Origin of the sequence: Lysinibacillus sp. NPDC097162 (assembly GCF_044762185.1) — a bacterium.
In the GTDB taxonomy this organism is placed as follows: domain Bacteria; phylum Bacillota; class Bacilli; order Bacillales_A; family Planococcaceae; genus Lysinibacillus.
Window position 1 is genome coordinate 148,398 of the sequence record NZ_JBIWDT010000002.1, and the last position, 23,943, is coordinate 172,340.

The 23,943-nt window shown below is 37.9% G+C and carries 22 protein-coding genes; 1 reads left to right on the plus strand and 21 read right to left on the minus strand.

Features of this window, described 5'->3' with window-relative positions; translation table 11 throughout:
- Window positions 1-5: 5 nt before the first annotated feature.
- The 20 genes from ACIQXW_RS12925 to ACIQXW_RS13020 form a co-directional block, all read right to left on the minus strand.
- Complete coding sequence (locus ACIQXW_RS12925) at window positions 6-446, minus strand: low molecular weight protein arginine phosphatase (protein ID WP_402762756.1); 441 nt, start codon at window positions 444-446, stop codon at window positions 6-8.
- 17 nt (window positions 447-463) lie between these two features.
- Window positions 464-961, minus strand: a complete 498-nt coding sequence (locus tag ACIQXW_RS12930; RefSeq protein ID WP_340820988.1) for a manganese efflux pump MntP — start codon at window positions 959-961, stop codon at window positions 464-466.
- A gap of 668 nt (window positions 962-1,629) precedes the next feature.
- Complete coding sequence (locus ACIQXW_RS12935) at window positions 1,630-2,664, minus strand: L-threonylcarbamoyladenylate synthase (protein ID WP_401019209.1); 1,035 nt, start codon at window positions 2,662-2,664, stop codon at window positions 1,630-1,632.
- A 100-nt stretch (window positions 2,665-2,764) separates the two neighbouring features.
- Window positions 2,765-3,346, minus strand: a complete 582-nt coding sequence (locus tag ACIQXW_RS12940; RefSeq protein ID WP_402762759.1) for a stage II sporulation protein R — start codon at window positions 3,344-3,346, stop codon at window positions 2,765-2,767.
- A gap of 44 nt (window positions 3,347-3,390) precedes the next feature.
- A complete protein-coding gene (gene prmC, locus ACIQXW_RS12945) occupies window positions 3,391-4,248 on the minus strand; it encodes a peptide chain release factor N(5)-glutamine methyltransferase (protein ID WP_402762762.1) in 858 nt (285 codons plus the stop codon).
- A complete protein-coding gene (gene prfA / locus ACIQXW_RS12950; protein WP_340820992.1) occupies window positions 4,238-5,314 on the minus strand; it encodes a peptide chain release factor 1 in 1,077 nt (358 codons plus the stop codon). The genes prmC and prfA overlap by 11 nt, the downstream gene beginning before the upstream one ends.
- Before the next feature lie 250 nt (window positions 5,315-5,564).
- A complete protein-coding gene (locus ACIQXW_RS12955; protein WP_401010767.1) occupies window positions 5,565-6,137 on the minus strand; it encodes a thymidine kinase in 573 nt (190 codons plus the stop codon).
- A gap of 296 nt (window positions 6,138-6,433) precedes the next feature.
- Complete coding sequence (gene rpmE, locus ACIQXW_RS12960) at window positions 6,434-6,637, minus strand: 50S ribosomal protein L31 (RefSeq protein ID WP_004269457.1); 204 nt, start codon at window positions 6,635-6,637, stop codon at window positions 6,434-6,436.
- 170 nt (window positions 6,638-6,807) lie between these two features.
- Complete coding sequence (locus ACIQXW_RS12965; RefSeq protein WP_402762767.1) at window positions 6,808-7,857, minus strand: NAD(P)/FAD-dependent oxidoreductase; 1,050 nt, start codon at window positions 7,855-7,857, stop codon at window positions 6,808-6,810.
- A gap of 95 nt (window positions 7,858-7,952) precedes the next feature.
- Complete coding sequence (locus ACIQXW_RS12970) at window positions 7,953-8,987, minus strand: FecCD family ABC transporter permease (protein WP_402762769.1); 1,035 nt, start codon at window positions 8,985-8,987, stop codon at window positions 7,953-7,955.
- Window positions 8,984-10,036, minus strand: coding sequence for a FecCD family ABC transporter permease (locus tag ACIQXW_RS12975; protein WP_402762772.1), 1,053 nt, complete (start codon window positions 10,034-10,036; stop codon window positions 8,984-8,986). Before ACIQXW_RS12975 ends, ACIQXW_RS12970 begins: the two co-directional genes overlap by 4 nt.
- A 33-nt stretch (window positions 10,037-10,069) precedes the next feature.
- Window positions 10,070-10,864 carry an ABC transporter ATP-binding protein gene (locus ACIQXW_RS12980; RefSeq protein ID WP_340820997.1) on the minus strand — a complete coding sequence of 265 codons (795 nt, stop codon included), beginning with the start codon at window positions 10,862-10,864 and terminating at the stop codon, window positions 10,070-10,072.
- Window positions 10,865-10,883: 19 nt separating this feature from the next.
- Window positions 10,884-12,608, minus strand: coding sequence for an ABC transporter ATP-binding protein (locus ACIQXW_RS12985; protein WP_402762775.1), 1,725 nt, complete (start codon window positions 12,606-12,608; stop codon window positions 10,884-10,886).
- A gap of 105 nt (window positions 12,609-12,713) precedes the next feature.
- On the minus strand, window positions 12,714-14,621 hold the full coding sequence (locus ACIQXW_RS12990; RefSeq protein WP_402762777.1) for an AraC family transcriptional regulator: 1,908 nt from the start codon (window positions 14,619-14,621) through the stop codon (window positions 12,714-12,716).
- A 321-nt stretch (window positions 14,622-14,942) separates the two neighbouring features.
- Complete coding sequence (rho, locus tag ACIQXW_RS12995; protein ID WP_340821000.1) at window positions 14,943-16,226, minus strand: transcription termination factor Rho; 1,284 nt, start codon at window positions 16,224-16,226, stop codon at window positions 14,943-14,945.
- A gap of 146 nt (window positions 16,227-16,372) precedes the next feature.
- On the minus strand, window positions 16,373-17,329 hold the full coding sequence (gene glpX, locus ACIQXW_RS13000; RefSeq protein WP_340821001.1) for a class II fructose-bisphosphatase: 957 nt from the start codon (window positions 17,327-17,329) through the stop codon (window positions 16,373-16,375).
- Between the two features lie 96 nt (window positions 17,330-17,425).
- On the minus strand, window positions 17,426-18,712 hold the full coding sequence (locus ACIQXW_RS13005; protein WP_340821002.1) for a UDP-N-acetylglucosamine 1-carboxyvinyltransferase: 1,287 nt from the start codon (window positions 18,710-18,712) through the stop codon (window positions 17,426-17,428).
- Window positions 18,713-18,772: 60 nt separating this feature from the next.
- On the minus strand, window positions 18,773-19,423 hold the full coding sequence (gene fsa / locus ACIQXW_RS13010) for a fructose-6-phosphate aldolase (RefSeq protein ID WP_340821003.1): 651 nt from the start codon (window positions 19,421-19,423) through the stop codon (window positions 18,773-18,775).
- 150 nt (window positions 19,424-19,573) lie between these two features.
- Complete coding sequence (locus tag ACIQXW_RS13015) at window positions 19,574-20,428, minus strand: class II fructose-bisphosphate aldolase (protein ID WP_340821004.1); 855 nt, start codon at window positions 20,426-20,428, stop codon at window positions 19,574-19,576.
- 332 nt (window positions 20,429-20,760) lie between these two features.
- A complete protein-coding gene (locus ACIQXW_RS13020; protein WP_340821005.1) occupies window positions 20,761-21,120 on the minus strand; it encodes a response regulator in 360 nt (119 codons plus the stop codon).
- A gap of 154 nt (window positions 21,121-21,274) precedes the next feature.
- On the opposite strand from ACIQXW_RS13020, the gene ACIQXW_RS13025 reads away from it, so the two are divergent.
- The gene (locus ACIQXW_RS13025; protein ID WP_402762784.1) at window positions 21,275-21,805 is read left to right on the plus strand and encodes a DUF2529 family protein; all 531 of its coding nucleotides are present in this window, start codon (window positions 21,275-21,277) and stop codon (window positions 21,803-21,805) included.
- 275 nt (window positions 21,806-22,080) lie between these two features.
- Here ACIQXW_RS13025 and ACIQXW_RS13030 read toward each other — a convergent pair whose 3' ends face one another.
- Entirely contained in the window at window positions 22,081-23,673 is a 1,593-nt protein-coding gene (locus ACIQXW_RS13030) for a CTP synthase (protein WP_402762787.1), read from the minus strand.
- Window positions 23,674-23,943 lie beyond the last annotated feature (270 nt).

Consider the following 23,943-nt stretch of genomic DNA (forward strand, 5'->3'; position numbering starts at 1 on the left):
GCCCCTCAATTCTTCTCAAGTATTTTAACTAACTGTTCTACTAATTTCTCTAGTTCTGTAAATGTTGCTTCATAAATAGCTTTATTTCCGCCGTAAGGGTCTACAACATTCTCTAAACTTCCTTCGTTCGCATATTCTTTCAGTGTAAAAACCTTTTTTTCTGTGTTCGGGTAGTAAGCGATAATAGTATCTCTGTGCGCTGTCGTCATTGTTAAAATTAAATCGGCCCACTCTATTTCAGCCATAGATAATTGTGTTGCTGAATGTTGATGTGTCATATTCGCTTCATTTAAAACTTGCTGCGCATGTGCTGACATTTCAGCGTTCGGCATTGCATAAATACCAGCAGAACGAACCTGAACATTGTTGATTTGCTTATGCTTTAAAATAACCTCTGCCATCGGACTGCGACAAGTATTTCCGGTACAAACAAATAATATATTCACACTTATCACCTTCCTTATTATTTTCGGAGCGCTAAAATACTCATAATGATAAAAACAAATCCTGCAATAATTTGAATTTTGTTTCCAAAAAAAACCTGACTTCTGCGTGCTATAACTAAAGCCCCATATGCGCAAATGAAAGCACTCATTCCAGCACTAATAATAAAAATTGTTTTTTCTAAGTTAAGCATACCAAAAGAAACACTTACTGAAAAGGTATCTAGGCTAGCAGTCACAGCTAATAATACAGGTGAAATGGTTATTTTCTCATTTTTGTTGGAAGACAAAAGTAAATGTAGACCAATGCTAAATAATAGAATACAGGAAATCCATTGACCCCAATCTAATAAAAAACGCACTAAGTAATTTCCTAATTCAAAGCCGAGTAGTGGAAAAAGCATATGTAATGTTGCTGTCCACATTGACAAAAATAATCGATATTTAACATTTGGAATTAATACAAATAAACCGACGACATCGACAGACGTTAAAATACCTGCAAGAATACCCTGCAAGAATGCACTCCTTCGCTTCCTAATATTTTATCATTTTATGCTCGGAAATACAGTATTATCATAATGAACGATAAGACATTTTCCATATTATAAAATCCTATTTTTAAATGATTAATAGTGAATTGTTTGTAAATTGTTTGAGTGCCTGACACTTTAAATTGTAAAAACCCACTTCGCTTTCCGCGGGCACAGTGTAAGCCGCAACCCTCGCTAGCGCGCGGTTTGTTGCGTCTTACTACTTGTGCTGTCCCGCAGGAGTCTACGTGGATTTTTACTTCGTTGTTATGCTAATACGGAAAATTGTTTGTGAATTGTTTGAATGCCTGACACTTTAAATCGTAAAAATCCACTTCGCTTTCCGCGGGCACAGAGTAAGTCGCAACCCTCGCTCATGCGCGGTTTGTTGCGTCTTACTACTTGTGCTGTCCCGCAGGAGTCTACGTGGATTTTTACTTAGTTGTTATGCTAGCATGGTAAATTGTTTGTGTGCCTGGCACTCATATCAACACGCACATAAAAAAACCCATCTTATATAGATGAGTTTTTTATTATAGTCTTATTAAATCGCGGGGAAACTTGGGAGAATCGCCGGTTGAAGTTCTTGAAACGCCGATAAGAACATTGAAATCGCCGATACTTAGTGCAAAATCGCTGATAGATCCACTAAATTAAAGTGAATACCATTTGCCACCAGCCGCTTTTTCAAGTCTGTTCATAATAGCAGCGCCTACACCTTCTGTAGATGTCGTCGTCACTAGAATAACGGTAGCTTCTGTTTTATCACATGCTCGTAACGCATGATATAGTGCCGCTCCCATCTCTTCTTTACTACCTGCTTCACCAATTGAAAAGTAATAATCTATGTTAATATGCTTAAAGCTCTCTGGTGCTAGAAGTGCTACTTTATGATGTTGGGCTTGAAGTTGTTGTATGGCTTGCTGTACTTTTTGTTCATCACAATCTATTAAGTATACGGGCGCATTAGGAGCATAATGCGTATATTTCATGCCTGGAGCTTTCGGTGTCTCTTCCATTGTCTGCTCCATTTTAGTCGGTTGAATAACCGGACCTATTACGGACTCTAACATTTCCTTTGTAATGCCACCCGGACGTAATATAACTGGTGGTTCATGCGTAACATCTAGCACAGTTGATTCAAAGCCAATTCCTGTAGAACCTCCATCTAAAATATACGGTATGTACCCTTCTAAATCATCTTTTACATGAATCGCTTCTGTTGGGCTTGGTTTCCCGCTACGATTCGCACTTGGAGCAGCAAGTGGTTTTTGAATTTGCTGTAATAATGCTAGTGCAACTGGATGATCCGGCATACGAATTCCGACAGTCTTTAATCCTGCTGTCACACTTTCTGCCAGAACATTTGGCTTTACTGGCATAATGAGTGTAAGAGGACCTGGCCAAAATGCATCCATACATTTTTTTGCGAGCTCAGAAATATGTTCGATATAAAGATAAACTTCCTCTTTCGTTCCTATGTGGACAATAAGTGGATTATCTGAAGGACGCCCTTTTGCCTTAAATATCTTTCTGACTGCATCATCATTTGTAGCGACTGCACCTAAACCGTAAACCGTTTCTGTTGGAAATGCCACAACCTCTCCAGCATTTAAGATATCCACAGCTTGTGCATAAGTTATTTGACTATTCACATTACTATCCACAATCTTACACACGGTTTCCATATGAAAAACCTTCTTTCAATCGTTGTTTTTTTCTGAATTATCCACATTTTGTTCATAACTTATCAATAATTGTGTATAAGTTATCTGAATTTGTGCACAATTACTCAAAAAATCCTTTTATCCATTCCCAAATAAAGAATGTTACATGTTCTTTTTCTTCTGCCTTTTCTTCCTCTTTTTCCGGTTCACAAATAGACGGGAAAATGCTACACCACCAGTTATCACCACGTGCATCGCCAATTTTCACGACAATCGAATGGTACATATTTTGTGGATAAAACATCGCATCTTGTCTCTTCGGCGGAAATAAGTTATCCCCAAGTAACACTTGTGTACGCAATTGTGGATAATTTTCTTTTAATTCTGCTTCAATACTCTCTTTTAATATAACAAAATTATTATTATCCACATTTGTAGTTGAACCTACTTGTATTAAATAAGGTTTTAAATCTTGCACAAGTTGTTCTTTTTCTAGCTGATCATCTGTTGTGTTGCTATTAGCTATAACTCTTATACGAAAATCGTTTTCTTGTTCATTATTCGTAGCTTCCTTTGCAGAACCTATTAATGATGGAATATATAAAATACATAGTTGTAAAGCTATCGCCATAATTACTAGTCTAGCAAAAGCTAGCACAATATTTAGTTTTGGAAATCTAACAATCTTGTATTCGTTTAACATAAAAATCCCTCCTTGCTCAACATTGTTGTCAAGAAGGAGATTCTTTATACATCAATTTCACAAAAAACCATACGAGGTTTTCCATTAATATCTTTTTCAACGGTAACAGTAGCTTGTGGAAAACTTTCTTTAAAAAATTTCGCTACTTGCTCTCCTTGTGTATAACCAATTTCAAGACCGATTAAAGCGGGCTTATTCATCAGCGCTGGGAGCTGTTGTGCTAATTTGCGATATAAAATAAGCCCATTTTCTTCTGCAAAAAGTGCACTATGCGGTTCATGCTCTAGTACGATGCTAGACATGTCCTTCGCTTCTTCCATTGCAATATACGGAGGATTAGATAAAACAATATCAAATGTTTCTCCAACGAGGGGTGCTGTTAAATCACCTAGACGAAAATCGATATCCGCCTCAAGTAGTTGTGCATTTTTTTGTGCCGTTGATAATGCTGCTGCAGATAAATCCGTTGCCACTACTGTTAGCTCAGGACATTCTAGCTTCATAGAAATAGCAATAGCACCACTACCTGTCCCGATATCTGCTAGCTTTATTGTTTTCTTATTAAATAATTGTTTGATGCGATTGCTTGTTGCTAGCACTAATTCCTCTGTTTCAGGTCTTGGAATTAGCACCGATTCATCCACAATAAATGTACGTCCATAAAATTCTTCACTGCCGATACAATACTGTACAGGTCGTCCACTAGCATGCTCTTCAATCAGTTTTATAAACTGTTGACTTTGCTCTACTGTTAACGAATCTTGTAAGTGTAGCATAACACCTGAATACGATGTGCCCAGTATATGTTGCATCACAATACGACCCGCGGTTTCTTCACGTCCATTATCCACTAAAAAAGAAGAAGCCCAATCAAGGGCCTCCATTACATTTTTATAGGTCATCGTTAAGTCGCTCTAACTTAGATGCTTGCTCTTCTAAGATTAGTGTATCAATGATTTCGTCCAGTCTTCCTTCGACGATTTGATCAAGCTTTTGAATCGTTAAACCAATACGATGGTCTGTCACGCGGTTTTGTGGATAATTGTATGTGCGAATACGCTCTGAGCGATCGCCTGAGCCTACTGCTGATTTACGTGTTGCGTCGATTTCTTTTTGTGCTTCCTGCAAATACTTATCAGCTACACGCGCACGAAGAATTTTCATCGCTTTTTCACGGTTTTTAATTTGTGAACGTTCATCCTGCATCGATACAACAACACCTGTTGGTAAGTGGGTCATACGTACAGCAGACATCGTTGTATTTACCGATTGCCCACCTGCACCTGATGACGCAAAAGTATCTACACGGATATCTTTTTCATGGATTTCAACATCTACCTCTTCTACTTCAGGTAAGCATGCAACTGTCGCTGTTGAAGTATGAATACGTCCTTGTGATTCTGTTGCTGGTACACGTTGTACGCGGTGCGCACCGTTTTCAAATTTGAATTTTGAATACGCGCCTTGCCCGTTAATCATAAAAATTACTTCTTTGTAGCCGCCCATTGGGTTAGGCGTTGCTTCCATAATGTCGATTTTCCAGCCTTGTGTCTCCGCATAACGAGAATACATACGGAATAAATCTCCTGCGAAAATATTCGCTTCATCACCGCCTGCTGCTCCACGAATCTCCATAATTACGTTTTTATTATCATTCGGGTCTTTTGGAATTAATAAAACACGTAGACGTTCTTCCAGCTCTTCTTGCTGTGCTTTTAACGAGTTGAATTCTTCCTTTACCATCTCGTGCATGTCAGGATCTTTTTCGTTATCTAACATTTCACGTGTATCAACTAGTTGCTCTTTCACGCTTTTATATTCACGATAAGCGTCAACTGTTTCCTGAATATCCGATTGTTCCTTTGAATATTCACGTAATTTTTTACTGTCGTTTACAATATCCGGATCACTTAAAAGCTCATTTAGCCTTTCATAACGATCTTCTACTGCTTGTAGTCTATCAAACATGGGCTTCACCTCTATTTAGTTCATTTATCTATATCCAGTAGGAATCCGCCTCCATTAAAGACAGCGAGACGTATTTTTTACTCTATTCACTAATCATTCCGCCTACAATAGAGTCTGACTAAGGATTTGTTTAGGCGTAATAGTCATGCATTATTTCCACTACTTAGTATAAGGAAAATTCCGCATGTATGCTACATTTTCTTCGGAAGATTGCTTAATATCATCAAGCCATTTTCCGATTAAAGCTAATTCAAAGTGGTGGATGTGCGTGGCATTTGCGGCAAACAGGATAGTAAGAATCATTACCGCCAATTTTTATTTGATCGCCTGTATACACAGGTTTGCCATTTTCATCGACACGCAAATTCATTGTTGCTTTTTTATGACAGAACCAGCAAATCGTTTTCATTTCTTCAATTTTATCTGCATATGTAAGCATGTACTGACTACCTTCAAATAATTCATTTTGGAAATCATTCTTCAGGCCAAAGCCCATGACAGGGATGTCTAGTTGGTCGACAATATTAGCTAATTGTAGCACATGTGCCTTTTTTAAAAACTGCACTTCATCTACAAGAACACAGTATGGTTTTACAACATTGTTTTTTACAAGTTCAAAAATATTCGTATCCTCATAAATTGGAATGGCTTCTTGTCGTAATCCTACTCGACTTGAAACAAAACCTACCTCATCTCGTGTATCAAGCCCAGATGTAAACATCATGACAGGCTTTTGCTGTTCTTCATAGTTATGTGCAACTTTTAAAATTTCAATTGATTTGCCACTATTCATCGCGCCATGTTTATAGTATAGCTGTGCCATTGTATCTTCTCCCTCTCTATTTGCAATTATGGATTTTGAAAGGAATTATTTTAGCAATTAGCTTAAATGCTTGCACCATAGTGTTAATCTTTATACCGAACCTATTGTCAGTATCGAATGGATTTGCGCTAGCGCTAGCTTAAGCACATTTCAAAATCCGGTCTTTGTTTTATATTGAACGTTACGTGCAACGTTGTGAAAGATACAAATGCGTCGAGACGCAATGAACGCATGCACTTTTTATATACTGAAAAAAATACCTGCCAAGCACATGCTTGGCAGGTATTAAACTAACATTAGTTTTTAAGACCGTATTTTTTGTTGAAACGATCCACGCGACCATCAGCAGACGCGAATTTTTGACGGCCAGTGTAGAATGGGTGACATTCGTTGCAGAACTCGACAACGATGTTTTCTTTAACTGAACCAGTTTTGAAAGTGTTACCACAAGAGCAAGTTACTGTTGCTTCTTTGTAGTCTGGATGAATTCCTTGTTTCATATTCGTTTTCTCCTCTCGCCCTGAACCATCTGGAACAGAGTATTATCGAACTGTACCTTACATAGCCCGAATATGTCGGCTACATATGTACACGTTGCATACTTTTGAAGTATAGCATAGTTATTTTATTTTTTTCAAGCAATAAATATTGAAAAACTATATTACAATTTTTAACCACGAACTTCGCGATAATCGTTATCTACTAATCCTATTTGTTTATTGCGCTCTTTAAATCGAATATTATGTGATGATACATACGCCACTTTTGGTGCATCTGGCTCTAAAAATAATTTTGCACTATTTAACGCTAAAATGCCATCCGTAAACGCACCTGCAATTAATCTTACTTTACTAGGATGATCGATAAAATCACCTGCTCCGTAGATGCCTTCTATATTGGTTTCACGCTTCTCATTGACGATAGCTACTCCATCTTGAATTTCTAATCCCCATTCCTCAAGAGCTCCATAATCACATTTTAAGCCATGATTAACAACAACCGCATCTACTTGCACTCGTTCCATTTCATCTGTTTCTTTATTCATAATTGACACATACTGTATTACATCACCATCACTATGTAATTGCACCACTTCGTATGGTGTTTTAACACTGACAGAGGATTCTCGCATACGTAAGACATTTTTTTCATGACCACCAAATTCATCACGACGATGGACAATTGTTACACTAGCAGCGATAGATTCTAGCTCATTCGCCCAATCCACTGCGGAATTGCCACCACCTGAAATAAGTATATGTTTGTTGCGGAAAATGTCTAATTCTTGCACAGTATAATGTAAATTCGTTACTTCGTAGCGGTCTGCTCCTTCTATTTCAAGCTTTTGCATTGAAAGTACACCATAACCAACTGCTAATATTATTGCTTTAGAATAATGCTTCTCTCCTGATGCTGACGTTAAAATAAATGTTCCATCACTCTGTTTTTCTAATTTTTCTATCTTTTGATTTAAAACAATTGTTGGATCAAACGTTTTTGCCTGTTGGATAAGTTGCTGAATTAACTCCTCACCTAATATAGGCTTTACCCCACCAACGTCCCAAATCATTTTTTCAGGATAAATAAGCATGCGTCCACCTAGTTGAGAGCTAAATTCTATAATTTTCGTTTTTAAATCGCGCATCCCGCTATAAAAAGCTGTATATAATCCTGCTGGTCCACCTCCAACAATCGTTACATCATACAATTCTTCTGGCATGTCGTTCTCCCCTTTTCTACTAATAAAGTTTGCATGTCCTATTCTTCCTAAGAACAATGATATTCATTCTCAATTAACAATATGAGCAATCTATTTTATTCCTTTAATCGCGCTAATAAATATAAAAAATATGGTGCCCCAAAAACCGCTACAACAATTCCAGCTGGTATTTCTGAAGGCTCTAAAATTGAGCGACCTATCGTATCGGCCAATAATACTAAAAAGCCACCTAAAAGTGCCGCGGTAGGAAGCATAAATTGATGGCTTGCTCCCACAAGTTGCCGAGCTAGATGTGGTGCAATTAATCCAACAAACCCAATACCGCCACTAACAGAAACACTAGCTCCAGCCAATCCAACTGATGCAGCTAATAACCAACGACGTTCTTTTTCAATAGAAGCACCTAATCCAATCGATGTTATTTCGCCCAGATTTAATATGTTTAAAACTCGAGATTTTGAATAGATAAATGGTAGTAAAATTAATAACCATGGTAATAGGGATAGGACAAACCTCCAATTCGAGCCCCAAATACTACCCGCTAGCCATGTAGCCACAAATTGATAATTTTCAGGGGTAAGACGAAGTGTTAATACAATCATTGCTGAACTAATGCCAGCGGCCACCGCAATTCCCGTTAAAATTAAACGCATTGGTGTGATACCTTCATAGCGTTTATAAGACAGTGTATAAATTAACAATGCTGTTATCCCTGCTCCTAAAAAGGCTAGTACTGGCAGTAAATATACGGGTGCTGATTTAGTCGTTGAGAAAAAGGAAATATACAGCATTACAGCTAGCCCAGCACCCGCATTAATGCCTAAAATACCTGGATCTGCTAATGCATTTTTTGAAATGCCCTGTAAAACAGCACCTGCCATAGCTAAACCCATTCCTACTAAAACACCAATTACAATTCTAGGAAGCCTAAATTGAAATAATATTAATTGCTGTTGCGCATCGCCCTGCCCAAAAAGAGTACTTATTACTTCCCATGGTGTCAGTTTAATTACGCCAGTATTCATACTAATTACAAAGGTAATTACTATTAAAACAATCAGTGTAGCTATAATGAGGAAATTTTTTCTTCTAACCTTTTGCTGATTTTGTGTTAAAAAATTGTTACTCACAGTTCCTTTCCTCCTTTACGTGCTAAATAAAGAAAGAACGGGACCCCAATTAAAGCAATTAATGCACCAATCGGCGTTTCATATGGCGGATTAATAGTACGCGCAACTAAATCAGCTAGTACTACGAGTAATGCTCCATATACTAATGAACAAGAGATAATCCATCGATAATCGTGTCCAACTATGTATCTCGTAAAATGGGGAACAATTAATCCTACAAATCCAACAGCACCTACAACTGAAACTGCTGCTCCTGCTAAAATTAAAACAATTACCATCCCCCACACTCGCACAGCAGCAGTTCGTTGACCAAGTCCTATCGCAATTTCTTCACCTAAGCTTAGCAACGTAATAGAGCGGGATAGTATAAGCGCACCTATCATCGCAATTAGTATCCATGGCGATAATATTTGAAGATGACTCCACATCGTCCCCGAAACACCCCCAGCATACCAAAATGCTAGGTCCTGTCCAATTCGGTAATAAAGTGCAATTCCTTCACCGAGCGCACCAAGTAAAGCACTAACAGCAGCGCCAGCAAGAACTAGACGCATCGGTGATAAGCCCCCTTTAGACAAGGAGCCCACACCATAGACAATCGCAACACCGAGGCCTGCACCTACAAACGACCATAAAATTAAAAACATATAGGGCATGCCAGGAAAAAAGGCAAAGCAAACAGCGAGCATAAATGCCGCTCCAGAATTCAATCCTAATAACCCGGAGTCTGCTAAAGGGTTGCGCGTCATACCTTGCATTATCGCACCAGCAACTGCAAAGCTTGCACCTACTAACGCTGCTCCAAGTACTCGTGGTAAACGAATATCATGAATAATTTGATGTGTTGTTAATTCTGGTGAAAATTGTGTAATTGCCGTCCAAACAGTACTTAATGAAATATCTGCTGCTCCTAAAGAAATGGCAAAGCCAATGGCAAATATTAATGCAATTACTCCTAAAATCAAAGCTACCATTCCGCGTATTGGGTGAGATTGTTTCTGTAGCTCATCTATATCGTTGAGCCCTTCTACTCCTGTCGACGCAGTCATTCTACTTCCTCCTCTTAACTTCCATTCCTCCGCTTAATCTTTCATGTTGTATAGCTGATAAGATAGACAAATTGGATTTTTACTATATGGACAGACAGCCATTTCTGCGTTGATATTGAATACTGTTTGTAAATTCTCCTTTGTCATTACTTCATGAGGGCTGCCACTTACGATTAATTTTCCGTCTCGCATAGCCATCATAAAATGAGAAAACCGAGACGCATGGTTTAAATCATGCAAAACCATAATAATCGTTCGTCCTTCTTCCCTATTGAGCTTTTCAAGCAATAATAAAATATCTAGCTGATGTGCTAAATCTAAATATGTTGTCGGTTCGTCCAGTACTAAAATATCCGTACCTTGAGCTAATGCCATCGCAATCCATACTCTTTGACGTTGACCACCTGACAATGCCTCAATGGGACGATCGCAAAACTCTCTTAGTCCTGTCACATCAATTGCCCAATGAATATATTCGTAGTCTTCCTTGCGCAATGTACCGAACCCTCCTTGATGAGGGAAACGGCCATATGATATTAATTCAAAAACAGTTAATCCTCCTGGAGCACTTGCTGTTTGAGGTAAAATTGCCATCTTTTTTGCCACTTCTTTTGTCTTTAATTGATGAATGGCCTTACCATCTAAATAAACAGCACCATCTTGTGTTCGTAATACACGCGCAACAGCCTTTAATAAAGTAGATTTTCCACAGCCATTTGGGCCAATAATTGTTGAGATTTGACCTTTAGGAATGGCAACACTTAAATCATCCACAATAAGCGTCGAGGAGTAACCAATCGCCACATGTTCGATCTCCAATACTGACATACAAAACTTCCTTTCATTTTTAGATTTGCAAACCAAATTGTGCTGTGTACAAACCGTAATAGGCATTTTTCATAGCCATTAATTGTTCATGTGTTCCTTCTTCTATAATGCCCTTTTTCGATACGACGACAATGCGGTCTGCATCTTTTATTGTCGCCAAGCGGTGTGCAATGACTAACGTTGTGCGTCCTTTGGAAAGTTCATGTAAAGCTTGCTGAATAGCCTGTTCTGTTTCTGTATCTAGAGCGGATGTTGCCTCATCCAAAATTAAAATTTTAGGATTTTTCAAGAAAATACGTGCTATAGATAATCGCTGTTTCTGTCCACCTGATAATTTCACGCCGCGTTCACCAATTAACGTATCCATACCATCTGGTAATGCTTGTATCATCTCTTCAAGCTGTGCTCGTTTTGCCGCATACCAAATATCTTCCTCACTCGCCTGTAAATCTCCGTATGCAATGTTTTCTCGAATCGTACCATCAAATAAAAAAACATCCTGTTGCACAATGCCGATATGTGAGCGTAATGAATGAAGCTTAAAGTCTCGTATATCTATTCCATCAACTTTTATTGATCCTTCACTCACCTCATAAAAGCGCGGGAGTAAACTACAAATGGTCGATTTCCCCGCTCCAGATGGACCAACAAGTGCTACTGTTTCTCCAGACTGAACTGTAAGATTAATATTATTTAATGTTCGTTCTGTATCGGTATAACCAAATGAAACTTGGTTAAATGTAATATTGCCATCAATAGACTCTATTAGCTTAGCTTTTGGGCGGTCTGCAATTTCTGGTGCTGTTTCTAAAAAATCAATATAGCGTTTAAAACCAGCCATGCCCTTTGGATAACTCTCAATAAACATATTTATTTTGTTAATTGGTCCAATTAAAATGCCAGATAAAAGAATAAAAGCAATAAATTCACCATTCGTTAAATAGCCCTTTAAAACAAAGTATGCTCCGACAAATAGCGTAAATAATGATAAAACCTTTGTTAATATGCCATAAAGAGCTTCATTCCATGCCATCACCTTATAAGAAAACAATTTTGTTGCGCGGAATTTTTCATTATTCTTTTTGAAGCGGTTCTTTTCATGATCTTCATTTGTAAATGCTTGTACTACTCGAATACCACTGACGTTATTTTCTACACGGGCATTAAAGTCTGCAATATCGCTAAACATTTGATGAAATGCTTTCGACATAAGCTTGCCAAAAACAATAGTTAGCAAAAGAATAATTGGTACAAGAATAAAGATTAATAGCGTAAATGTAGGATCAATATAAAACATGACGCAAAAAGATCCGATTATCGTCATCATTGCAATAAACATATCTTCTGGACCATGATGTGCAAGCTCACCGATGTCCATTAGATCATTTGTTAATCGTGAGACAAGATGGCCTGTTTTATTGTTATCAAAGTAGCGGAAAGAGAGCTTTTGAATATGATTGAACGCTTCCCTTCTCATATCCGTTTCAATATTGATGCCAAGCATATGCCCCCAATATGAAACAATAAAATCTAAAATTGAATTAAAAACATACAACAACAGCAGCATACCACTTGCCATCATTATCCACTTTAATTCACCATCTGGAAGAATATCATCAATTACTTTATTTAAAACTAATGGAAATGCCAGCTCAATTAGGGCAACTAAAATTGCACAGGAGAAATCTAATATAAATAATCCTTTATATGGCCTGTAATAAGTAAAGAAACGTTGTAGTAACATGGATGTACCTCCTAATAAACATGCATTGTTTATGCTCTATTAAATGAAAGCTACCTAATTGCAAATCAGGTAGCTCACCTCATGTGTTCTCCACATTTCTACTTTTTATTTTTCCTGAGACTTTGTATACTCTACTATTTTGTCAGCTAAATCTTCTGCTTGATGTAGTCCAGATAAAGGATCGGAAGCAAAATAGTATTCCGCTTCTAAAGGAATTGTTTTATTATTTTTGACAACATCAAGATTTGTCCAAGTTGGAGGGAGTTTCCCGTCTTTATTAAAGAAATTAATAACGAAGACGTAATCACCAACATAGTCACCGACTACTTCATAGGAGATTTCATAACGACCGCCATTTGATTCCTTTGTATCAAGTAGCTCCTGAATTTTTTCTTGTGGTTTTACACCAAGAATTTGATAGAGTGCTCGTCCTCCTGACACACTGGAATTTCCAACAACAGTTGCATTTTTTTCAAATAAATCAAAAATCGTAAAAGTAGCACCTTCTGGAATAGCCGCATTTATTTTTTGTTGTGCTTGCGCTACACGATTTTCAAAATCTTTGACAAATGCGTCTGCTTCTTCCTGTCTTCCTAAAAATTCGCCCATTGCTTTGACCTCATCAGTAGCTGAATTATAGGCTGTATCAGAAAAAACGATTGTCGGTGCAATTTTTTCATATTTTTCAACATCTTCTGGATTCCATGTAATGATTAAATCTGGCTTTAATTCTAAAATCTTTTCTAATGATGCATTACCGTCTGTTCCGACATTCGTAATTTCTCCGTCTTTATAATACGGTTTTAAAAATGCTGCATAGTTTAAATTGGCTGTGATTGCTCCTACTGGCACAACATCCAATGCAAGGATTTGTCCCATATACCAGTCTGTCACAATACGCTGTGCTTTTACTGGAATTTCTACTTCTCGGCCACTGTCGTCCGTAATAGTTTTAGTCTCTGCTTCTTCTGTTTTAGGTACACTATCATTATTTTCAGCTGGTTGTTTTGTATCCTCACCACATGCTGCTAGTAAAACTAACAAACTTAGCAAAAAGGGCGTCTTTATATGTTTAAGCATTTTTTTCATCATGACTTCATTTTCCCCAATCTTAAATCGTTTTGCTTGCTCGAGCTGATTCTTATTGTATTGAAAATGATTCTCATTTGTAATAGCAATTTCGGACATAGCGGCTGTATATTTCAGCCTAAAAATAGTTGGCGCCATACTTGTCTCCTTTTTAAAGGCTCTACTAAAATAGTATTCATCTTCATATCCAAGAGAAATAGCGATTTCTTTAATGTCATATTGATTGGCCATTAAATATTGTTTTGCGCGTTTAATTTTGAGTTGCTGCAAATAAATCTGTGGCCCTACTCCATAACGAGCTTTAAAAATGCGTAATAAATGTCGTGTACTAATTTGAAGTGAATCTGCTAGCGTTTGTATTGATAACGGCTCATGAATATGTTCTTCTAAAAATAAACGTGCTAATTCTACCTTATCCATTTCATGTGGTTTACCTTGCCCTTCAGCAAGCTCTTGAAACACACGATAAATGAGCTCATAAAAGGATGCTTTTACAAATACATGCTCATGAATAGAACCTGTCTGCCACTTGTTAAACATGTCGTGCAACAACTTTTGTATCACAATAGGATTAGCAGGTACACATGAGAACTCTGTTTGAAAAGGTTGATATTGCATTTGTAAATGTTGCATAAATGCATCAACATAAATGACGTCCCCTTTATAGTGAATTAGAAAATAATTCAAAGGCTTTTTTGATTTTATATGTAGTGTTTGGGACTTTCCAATATGAAAAATGCTAAATTGTTGCACATGATAAGGATTATTTCCAATAATAATTTCTGCTTCACCAACTGTGATGATTAATAACGAACTGTAATTCATTACTTCTTTTTTTTGCACCTCGTTGTTAAATACATATTCAATGTGTTTTACCTTGATATGTGCATTTTCCCATAGAAGCATGTAGGCATCATAATTCATTGCGTTCTCCTCAACTAATAAGACATACCATCATTATATTGATAATGATTATCAATTTCATTATACTTTTTAGAGCGCAAGAAAAAAACACCAATTACTATTATTAGTTAATGGTGTCAGAGTAGGGATAAACTTGCTTCGTTGATTTCCGCTACGAGCGGACGCTTTCTGCCGGCACACCGTAAGCCGCAAGAGTCGTCCGCCTCCGCTCCAATCAACTAGTAAAATTGTTTGAGTGCCTGGCACCTCCCATGGGGGAAATTAACGGCAGTAATCAAAACGAAACACCATTAACTATTACTAGTCAATGGTGTCTGCATTTTAAAGTAGCCCTTTACCTTTAGTGGCCTTTTTCATATCTTCATTTAACTTTTCGAAAAATTCTTCGTTTGATTTTGTTGTGCGTATTTTTTTCAAGAAACGCTCTGCAAAATCTGGTGCATCTGAAAATGTTTTGCGAATTGCCCATAGTTTTTCAAGTTGTTCTGGTTCAAGAAGTAATTCTTCCTTACGTGTACCTGAACGACGAATATCAAGCGCAGGGAAAATACGACGCTCTGCTAGTTGTCGATCTAAGTGCAACTCTAAGTTACCAGTCCCTTTAAATTCCTCATAGATTACTTCATCCATACGTGATCCAGTATCTACTAAAGCTGTAGCTAAAATTGTTAAGCTACCACCTTCTTCGATATTACGAGCAGAACCGAAGAATCGTTTTGGTCTATGGAAGGCTGCAGGGTCAATACCACCTGAAAGCGTACGACCGCTCGGTGGAATAACTAAGTTATACGCACGTGCAAGACGCGTAATAGAGTCCATTAAAATAATAACGTCACGTTTATGTTCTACTAAACGGCGAGCTCGTTCTAACACGATTTCCGCTACCTTAACATGATTTTCTGGTACTTCATCGAACGTAGAACTCACGACATCCGCATTAACAGAACGCTCAATGTCCGTTACTTCCTCAGGGCGCTCATCAATAAGTAAGACGATTAACTCAGCCTCAGGGTGATTCGTTGTAATGGCATTGGCAATTTCTTTAAGTAAAGATGTTTTACCGGCTTTTGGAGGCGCGACGATTAAACCACGTTGACCAAATCCTACTGGTGCTACTAAATCCATAATTCGTGTTGATAGATTGCTCTGTGTTGTTTCAAGCTTAATTTGACGATCAGGATATAACGGCGTTAATGCTGGGAAGTGAACACGTTCTTTTGCTACTTCAGGGTCTTCTCCATTTACAGCATCAACCTGTAGTAAGCCATAGTAACGTTCATTTTCTTTAGGTGGGCGTACTTTGCCAGACACCTTATCCCCATTACGAAGATCGAAACGACGAATTTGAGAAGCTGAAATATAAATATCTTCTTTACTCGGTGAGTAATTTATTGGACGAAGGAAGCCGAAGCCCTCTTGCGAAACAATTTCAAGTACCCCTTCCATAAAGAAATAACCCTCTTGCTCTGAACGCGTTTTCAAAATAGCAAAAATTAATTCCTTTTTCGTTAGTTTGCTATAATACGAAATTTTGTATTGGCGTGCGAGGGCGTAAAGCTCTTTTAACGTCATGTTTTCTAATTGAGCGATTGTCAATGCAGACATATGCACAACTCCAGTCTTTTTCAAAATATAATGCATGTATTGGGGTAAACATAGAAGTTTTAAGTAAAACTATGGATGGATTTAATGAAGAAGAAGGTACCTAGTGCAAATAAGTTGCACTAGGTATATTTTAGAAGAAAATATTATTAATAGCTAGGTTTTTTATCAAGCGCGTGACGACCTTCTACAAATCGTACAGTACCTGTTTTCGCTCGCATAACAACTGAATGTGTTAATGCGTAAGCTCCTTTGTACTGAACACCTTTTAAAAGCTCACAATCTGTAACTGCAGTTGCTGCAAAAATTGCATCGTCACCTTTTACTAAGTCATCTAAGTAAAGAACTTTCTCTACATCTACGCCCATTTTTTTACAGCGTTCTAACTGATCTTCGTCTTCTGGCACTAATTTGGCCTGGAAGTCTCCGCCTAGGCATTTTAATGCAACAGCTGAAATAACACCTTCTGGTGCGCCGCCCATTCCAAACATAATGTCGATGCCTGTTTCATCGAATGCTGTGTTAATAGCAGCACCTACATCTCCATCTTGAATAAATTTAATACGTGCTCCCGCTTCACGAATCTCATCTACTATTGCTTGATGGCGAGGGCGATCTAATAGAGTAGCTACTACATCAGAAATATCTTTATTTTTTGCTTTTGCTACTTGTAATAAATTATAAGTAACAGAGGCATTAATATCAACTTTTCCTGCAGCTTCTGGCCCTACAGCGATTTTCTCCATATACATATCTGGTGCATTTAACAGATTGCCCTTATCAGCAATTGCTAATACAGTCATTGCACCATTTGTACCTTTTGCTACTATATTTGTACCTTCTAAAGGATCGACTGCTATGTCTACTTGAGGACCGCCATTACGAAGGCCAAGTTCTTCACCGATATAGAGCATTGGCGCTTCGTCCATTTCACCTTCCCCAATAACTACTGTAGCATGCATTGGAATCGTATCGAACATTGAGCGCATTGCTGTCGTTGCTGCATCATCTGCCTCAATTTTCAAACCGCGACCCATCCATTTCCCGGATGCGATTGCTGCTGCCTCTGTTACTCGTACTACTTCCATCGATAAACTACGTTCCATTGTTGTTTTGCCTCCCGTTATCGGCATGTTTCATTGTGCCGAAACATTCAAATTACCTTTATTGTAACATAATTGGCTCGAAACTTTTAGCTCACATTATTCCTTTGCCTCTGCAACACTGACCATAATTGTTTCACGTCGAATATCTGCGCCTAAGTCACGTAATTTTTCAATAAGTGAGCTATAGCCACGTTCAATATGATAGATATCGTGAATTTCAGTTTCACCTTCTGCTAATAGTCCAGCTAATACTAATGCTGCACCCGCGCGAAGGTCTGTTGCAGTTACGCTTGAGCCATGTAATTTACTTTGACCGGTAATTATCGCTGTATTCCCTTCTACACGTGCGTTGGCATTCATACGACGTAGCTCATCAATATGTTTAAACCGAGCCGAATAGATCGTATCTGTAATTTTTGAGGAGCCAAATGCCTGTGTCATTAACACAGAAAGTGGTTGCTGAATATCTGTAGGGAATCCAGGATACACAATCGTCTTAACATCAACTGCCTGCAATGTAGATAGGTCTGTTTTTGGAACAAAAATGCTTTCCTCACCTATATCAATCTTGACGCCCATTTCACGAAGTTTTGCAGTAATTGCCTCTAAATGTAGCGGAATTACATTGTCTATCGTAATGCCGTCGCCAACTGCTGCTGCCATAATCATAAAAGTTGCAGCTTCAATACGGTCAGGAATAATTGTATGCTCCGTACCGTGCAGCTCATCAACACCTTCGATACGAATTACACTTGTACCAGCACCTTTAATATTGGCACCCATATTTGTAAGAAGTGTTGCTACGTCGATTATTTCAGGTTCTTTTGCTGCATTTTCAATAACCGTACGACCCTTTGCACGTACTGCTGCCAACATAATATTGATTGTAGCGCCAACACTTGCGACATCTAAATAAATTTTGGCACCAATTAATTCTTCTGCACGTAAATAAATCGCACCGTGCTCGTTTGTAATTTTAGCACCAAGTGCCTCAAAGCCTTTAATGTGTTGATCAATCGGACGCGGTCCTAAGAAGCAACCACCTGGCAAGCCAATGACAGCCTTTTTGAAGCGACCAAGCATTGCCCCCATTAAATAATAAGAGGCACGGAGTTTTTTTACATTACCATTTGGCAAAGGTAGTGCAAGCATTTCGGAAGGATCAATAATCATTTTGCCATTCTCAAATTGTACTTCTCCACCGATCTCTTCTAACAAGGCTTTTAAAGTCCAAGCATCTGAAATTTCTGGAATCCCTCCAATTGTCACTGGAGAGTTCGCCAAAATTGATGCTGGTATTAAGGCGACTGCACTATTTTTTGCACCACTAACTTTAATTGTACCTTTTAGACGATTTTCGCCTGTAATTTTATAAACATCCATTTTGCGTTCTCCCTCATGATTGGAAAGTAATTTTAGCATTTGACTCACTTTATAATCTTATTATTCACCTTTTCGCTTATTCCAATCCGCTAAAAATCCTTCAATTCCTTTTTCCGTTAATGGATGGTGGAAAAGTTGTTTTAACACTTTAAAAGGAGTTGTTGAAATATGAGCGCCCGCAAGTGCTGCCGCCGTTACGTGTTGAGGGTGACGAATAGATGCTGCAATAATTTGCGTTTCAATGTTATGGATTGTAAAAATATCTGAAATTGTTTCAATAAGCTCTACACCATTTAGACCAATATCATCTAAACGGCCGATAAATGGTGATACATATGTAGCACCCGCACGCGCAGCCATTAATGCTTGGTTTGCACTAAAAATTAGTGTTACGTTTGTTTTAATGCCTTTGTTTGCAAAGAAGCGACAAGCCTCTAAGCCAGCTGGTGTCATCGGTAATTTAACTGTGATATTCGGTGCAATCGCAGCTAATTCTAGACCTTCTTTAATCATTCCTTCAGCATCTAATGCAATTACCTCTCCACTTACTGAGCCATCTACAAGCTCTGCAATTTCACGTAGTCGATCATGAAAAGAAACGTTTTCCTCTTTCGCAACTAATGATGGATTTGTCGTAACACCCGATAAAATACCCCATGCGTGTGCTTCTTTAATTTCGTCAAAGTTTGCTGTATCAATAAAGAATTTCATAATATTTCCTCCTAAACCGTATTTGTTTATATTTTTAATTTTTTTCAAAAAAGTTATTATGTCAAAAACAAGAGAAGGTCGATTGCTAGCATCAACACTTCTCTTATTATGTGTATTCATCTTTGCTTTTGTACAATATAAGAAGCTAAATTATGCTTTTTGTGCACTTCCAAATTCACGGATTTTACCGACAACTGTTGTTTTAATCGCTTCACGAGCTGGCGCTAAGAATTTACGAGGATCGTAAACATCTTTATCATTGTCAAGAATTTCACGAATCACTTTTGTAGCTGCGATTTGATTTTCAGTATTAACGTTAATTTTAGCAGTACCTAATGAAATTGAGCGTTGAATATCTTTTGTTGGAATACCTGTACCACCATGTAATACTAAAGGAAGATCTGCTAAGTTTGAGATTTCCTCCATTTCCTTAAAGCCTAAGTTTGGTTCTCCTTTGTAAGGACCATGTACAGAGCCAAGTGCTGGTGCTAGGCAATCAATATCTGTTAATTCAACCATTTTACGGCATTCTTCTGGGTCAGCGTACATAATACCACCAATTACGCCATCCTCGTCCCCACCAACTGTTCCAAGCTCAGCTTCTACAGAGACACCTTTGGCATGTGCATATTCAACTACTTTTGAAGTAGTTGCGATATTTTCTTCGAAAGGATGGTGTGAAGCATCAATCATAACAGAAGTAAATCCTGCATCAATCGCTTCTTTGCACTTTTCAAAGCTAGAACCATGGTCAAGATGAATAGCAACCGGAACTGTAATACCATAAGATTCCATTAATCCTTTTACCATGTGTACTACTGAGATAAATCCACCCATATATTTACCTGCGCCTTCAGATACGCCAAGGATTACAGGTGATTTCTCTTCTTCCGCTGCTTGTAAAATTGCTTGTGTCCATTCAAGGTTGTTGATGTTGAATTGACCAACTGCATAACCTTCTGCCTTTGCTTTAATTAACATCTCTTTCATAGATACTAATGCCATACTAAAAATCCTCCTTTTAGGACTATTCTTTATACATAAATGTGCTATTTAATCATAGCAAAAATATAAGCACCTGAAAAGAAATTTCAGGTGCTTATATTTTAGCACCGATAGCGTAGTCCTACGCAGCGACAGGTGCCCTTTTATCAAAAGCACCTGAAAAGAAATTTCAGGTGCTTATATTTTAGCACCGATAGCGGAGGGCCACGCAGCGACAGGTACCCTTTTATCAAAAGCACCGATAGCGGAGAGCAACGCAGCGAAAATTATCATCAGCATCAACTATTCGAGCATATGTAAAAAACAGGCGGTGTTTGCCACTGCCTGTTTTTTTATGTGTTTAATGTTTTATTTACTGCATCACGTACTTCAAAAATATCAAATGGCTTAGTAAAGTAACGAATTGCCCCTAATTCCAATGCTTCCTGTACTACATCTAATTCACCGTAAGCGGTCATCATAAAGACAGGTAATTGCGGCCATTTCTCTTTTAAACATTTTAAAATTTCTATGCCATCCATGCCAGGAATCTTCATATCTAGCAATACACAATCCATTGATTCTTCCTCTGCATAACGTAGTGCTTCAGCGCCATTAGCTGCTAAATATGTAACATAACCTTCTTTTTTCAAAACTTCATTTAATAGCAAACGAATTCCCTGCTGATCATCAACAATTAGTAATCGTTTCACATTGCATTCCGCCCTTTTTGAATTATTATTTTGCACAAAGATATCTATATTATGTATTATTCTCCTTTTACAGCTTAATACCTTCTAGTATTATAAATTATCTACTTTTGCTTTATGCTTCACACATACATATAATATTGATTGAGGTGGAATCATGTCAAAAATATTAACAACACAGCTGAGCGGATTATTACAAAGAATAACACAAAGCGAAGAAGAATCTATTGAAGAAACAGCACGTTTACTTGCACAAGCAGCAATAGGCGAAGGAAATGTTTACTTTGCTTGTTTTGGCGAAATGCAAGTTGTCGAGTTAAATGCACTTCAAGGTGTTGAGCGTTTCGCTAAGCTACTCCCTTGGACAGAGCATACTGAAGTTAGTGAAGCCGATCGTATTTGTATTTTTACCCGTAGTGCACACGATCAGGAAGCTTTAGCATTAGCAAAAAAATTGAACGAACACTTTATTCCATTTGCAGCCGTAGCTAGTGAAGTAGCAAATGCAGAAAATCCATTAGCCGATTTAGCGTATACATATATCTCTACTCGTATGCGCGGAGGATTGTTACCTAATGATTTAGGTGAGCGCATTGTTGTACCGCATGCAATAGCTGCCCTATTCATTTATGAAGCTATAAAAATCGCTTATGATGAAATGCTCGGATTTGATGATGAAGAGCTATAAAGCTTCACTATATAAAAATTAAACCGCTATACACAAAGGCATCGAGAAGTTCATTTTTGGTGCCTTTTAGCATGCCTTAAAATGGAATTTATTTAGAATGACGCAGAAGATACCGACTCCTCGCTGAAACGTACATTTCCATGCTTTCAGCAATTCAGGAAGATTTTCGGCGTTTTCCATAGTGTTATTAAAAAATTGTAGGCAAAATCAAAATTTTTCGAGTTTGCCTACAGACTAAAAGGATGCCTCGAAATAACGAGACATCCTTTTTAGTTTTATTTAAATGTTGCTCCGATGAAATCACGGAATAATGGTTGTGGACGGTTTGGACGTGATACGAATTCTGGGTGGAATTGACAAGCTACAAAGAAGTTGTTTTCTGGTAGCTCAATAATTTCCACTAATTTTCCGTCTGGGCTTGTACCTGAGAATACAAGACCTGCCGCTTCCATTGCCTCGCGGTATTCATTATTGAATTCATAACGATGACGGTGACGTTCGTACACAAGCTCTTTATCGTAAGCATCACTTGCTTTTGAGCCTTCTTTTAACTTACATGGATATAAACCTAAACGTAATGTACCACCAATATCTACGTTATCGTTTTGATCTGGTAAGAAATCAATAATAGGATATTGTGTTTCCGCATCAAGTTCTGTAGAATGCGCTCCATTTAAGCCTAGTACGTTACGAGCAAATTCTATTGTTGCTAGTTGCATACCTAAGCAAATACCTAAAAACGGTACGTTATTTTCACGAGCATACTGAGTTGCTAAAATTTTACCTTCAACGCCTCGATCACCAAAGCCACCTGGTACTAAAATAGCATCAGCATCTTTTAGTAATGCTACAACATTGTCAGCATCTACATGCTCTGCGTTAATCCAATCAATTTCGATATCAGAGTTAAACGCATAACCTGCATGTTTTAACGCCTCTACAACTGAAATATAAGCATCTTGTAATTCTACATATTTACCTACTAATGCCACTTTTCGTTTATTTGGTAGGCTCTTCACTTTTGCAACAAGGTCGCGCCATTCTTCCATATCTGCCTCTGGTGCTTCAATACCGAAATGATCAAGTACGATATCATCGAAATCTTGCGCATGAAGATTTAATGGAACTTCATATAAATGCTCTGCATCACGAGATTCGATAATTTCATGAGGTTGAACGTCACAGAATAATGCTAATTTTTCTTTCATTTCTTCTGGCACTTCTTGTTCTGTACGCACAACGATAATATTTGGCTGAATCCCTAAAGAACGTAATTCTTTAACAGAATGTTGTGTTGGTTTTGTTTTTAATTCACCGGCAGCTTTAATGTAAGGAATTAACGTACAGTGAACATACATTACATTGTTATGGCCTAAATTGGTTTTCATTTGACGAATAGCCTCTAGGAATGGTAGTGATTCAATATCCCCTACAGTTCCTCCAACCTCAGTAATAACAACATCTGCATTCGTTTCACGTCCTGCGCGTTGGATACGTTCTTTAATTTCATTTGTAATATGAGGAATTACTTGAACTGTTCCGCCGTTATAGTCACCACGACGTTCTTTTTGTAATACAGATTGATATACGCGACCAGATGTTACAGTTGAATGTTTGCCTAGGTTAATGTCAATGAAACGCTCATAGTGACCTAAGTCCAAATCAGCCTCAGCGCCATCATCTGTAACGAAAACCTCACCATGTTGATATGGGCTCATTGTACCTGGGTCAATATTGATATACGGGTCAAATTTTTGAATCGTTACTTCTAACCCACGGTTTTTTAATAAACGTCCTAGAGATGCTGCTACAATCCCTTTTCCAAGTGATGACACAACCCCACCTGTTACAAAAATATACTTTGTCATGAAAAATTCCTCCTTATGTTGTACTAGATCTTGTTAGTAAAAAAAGTATATTGCGTCCATCCATTCTGTCATCATACCGCTTACCAATCGCCTAATTGCAGGAAGGAAATGTAAACTAACAACACAATTGTATGGACATGAAAAAGAAACTTGATGCTTTCCTATCCCTAAAATAAGAAAAGCCGAGAATGCCTACATGTAAATGCAGTCGATTCGAAGCTGTAATCGTTTCTATATCTTTTTTACTTTTCTAAATTGTTCTTCGTAGTA

Bases quoted from the DNA above. Each gene is read 5' to 3' on its own strand.
- ACIQXW_RS12935 (WP_401019209.1), bottom strand. From the start codon at position 2,664: ATGGAAACCGTGTGTAAGATTGTGGATAGTAATGTGAATAGTCAAATA.
- ACIQXW_RS12940 (WP_402762759.1), bottom strand. From the start codon at position 3,346: ATGTTAAACGAATACAAGATTGTTAGATTTCCAAAACTAAATATTGTG.
- prmC (WP_402762762.1), bottom strand. From the start codon at position 4,248: ATGACCTATAAAAATGTAATGGAGGCCCTTGATTGGGCTTCTTCTTTT.
- prfA (WP_340820992.1), bottom strand. From the start codon at position 5,314: ATGTTTGATAGACTACAAGCAGTAGAAGATCGTTATGAAAGGCTAAAT.
- ACIQXW_RS12955 (WP_401010767.1), bottom strand. From the start codon at position 6,137: ATGGCACAGCTATACTATAAACATGGCGCGATGAATAGTGGCAAATCA.
- rpmE (WP_004269457.1), bottom strand. From the start codon at position 6,637: ATGAAACAAGGAATTCATCCAGACTACAAAGAAGCAACAGTAACTTGC.
- ACIQXW_RS12965 (WP_402762767.1), bottom strand. From the start codon at position 7,857: ATGCCAGAAGAATTGTATGATGTAACGATTGTTGGAGGTGGACCAGCA.
- ACIQXW_RS12975 (WP_402762772.1), bottom strand. From the start codon at position 10,036: ATGACTGCGTCGACAGGAGTAGAAGGGCTCAACGATATAGATGAGCTA.
- ACIQXW_RS12980 (WP_340820997.1), bottom strand. From the start codon at position 10,864: ATGTCAGTATTGGAGATCGAACATGTGGCGATTGGTTACTCCTCGACG.
- ACIQXW_RS12985 (WP_402762775.1), bottom strand. From the start codon at position 12,608: ATGTTACTACAACGTTTCTTTACTTATTACAGGCCATATAAAGGATTA.
- ACIQXW_RS12990 (WP_402762777.1), bottom strand. From the start codon at position 14,621: ATGAATTATGATGCCTACATGCTTCTATGGGAAAATGCACATATCAAG.
- rho (WP_340821000.1), bottom strand. From the start codon at position 16,226: ATGTCTGCATTGACAATCGCTCAATTAGAAAACATGACGTTAAAAGAG.
- glpX (WP_340821001.1), bottom strand. From the start codon at position 17,329: ATGGAACGTAGTTTATCGATGGAAGTAGTACGAGTAACAGAGGCAGCA.
- ACIQXW_RS13005 (WP_340821002.1), bottom strand. From the start codon at position 18,712: ATGGATGTTTATAAAATTACAGGCGAAAATCGTCTAAAAGGTACAATT.
- fsa (WP_340821003.1), bottom strand. From the start codon at position 19,423: ATGAAATTCTTTATTGATACAGCAAACTTTGACGAAATTAAAGAAGCA.
- ACIQXW_RS13015 (WP_340821004.1), bottom strand. From the start codon at position 20,428: ATGGCATTAGTATCTATGAAAGAGATGTTAATTAAAGCAAAGGCAGAA.
- ACIQXW_RS13025 (WP_402762784.1), top strand. From the start codon at position 21,275: ATGTCAAAAATATTAACAACACAGCTGAGCGGATTATTACAAAGAATA.
- ACIQXW_RS13030 (WP_402762787.1), bottom strand. From the start codon at position 23,673: ATGACAAAGTATATTTTTGTAACAGGTGGGGTTGTGTCATCACTTGGA.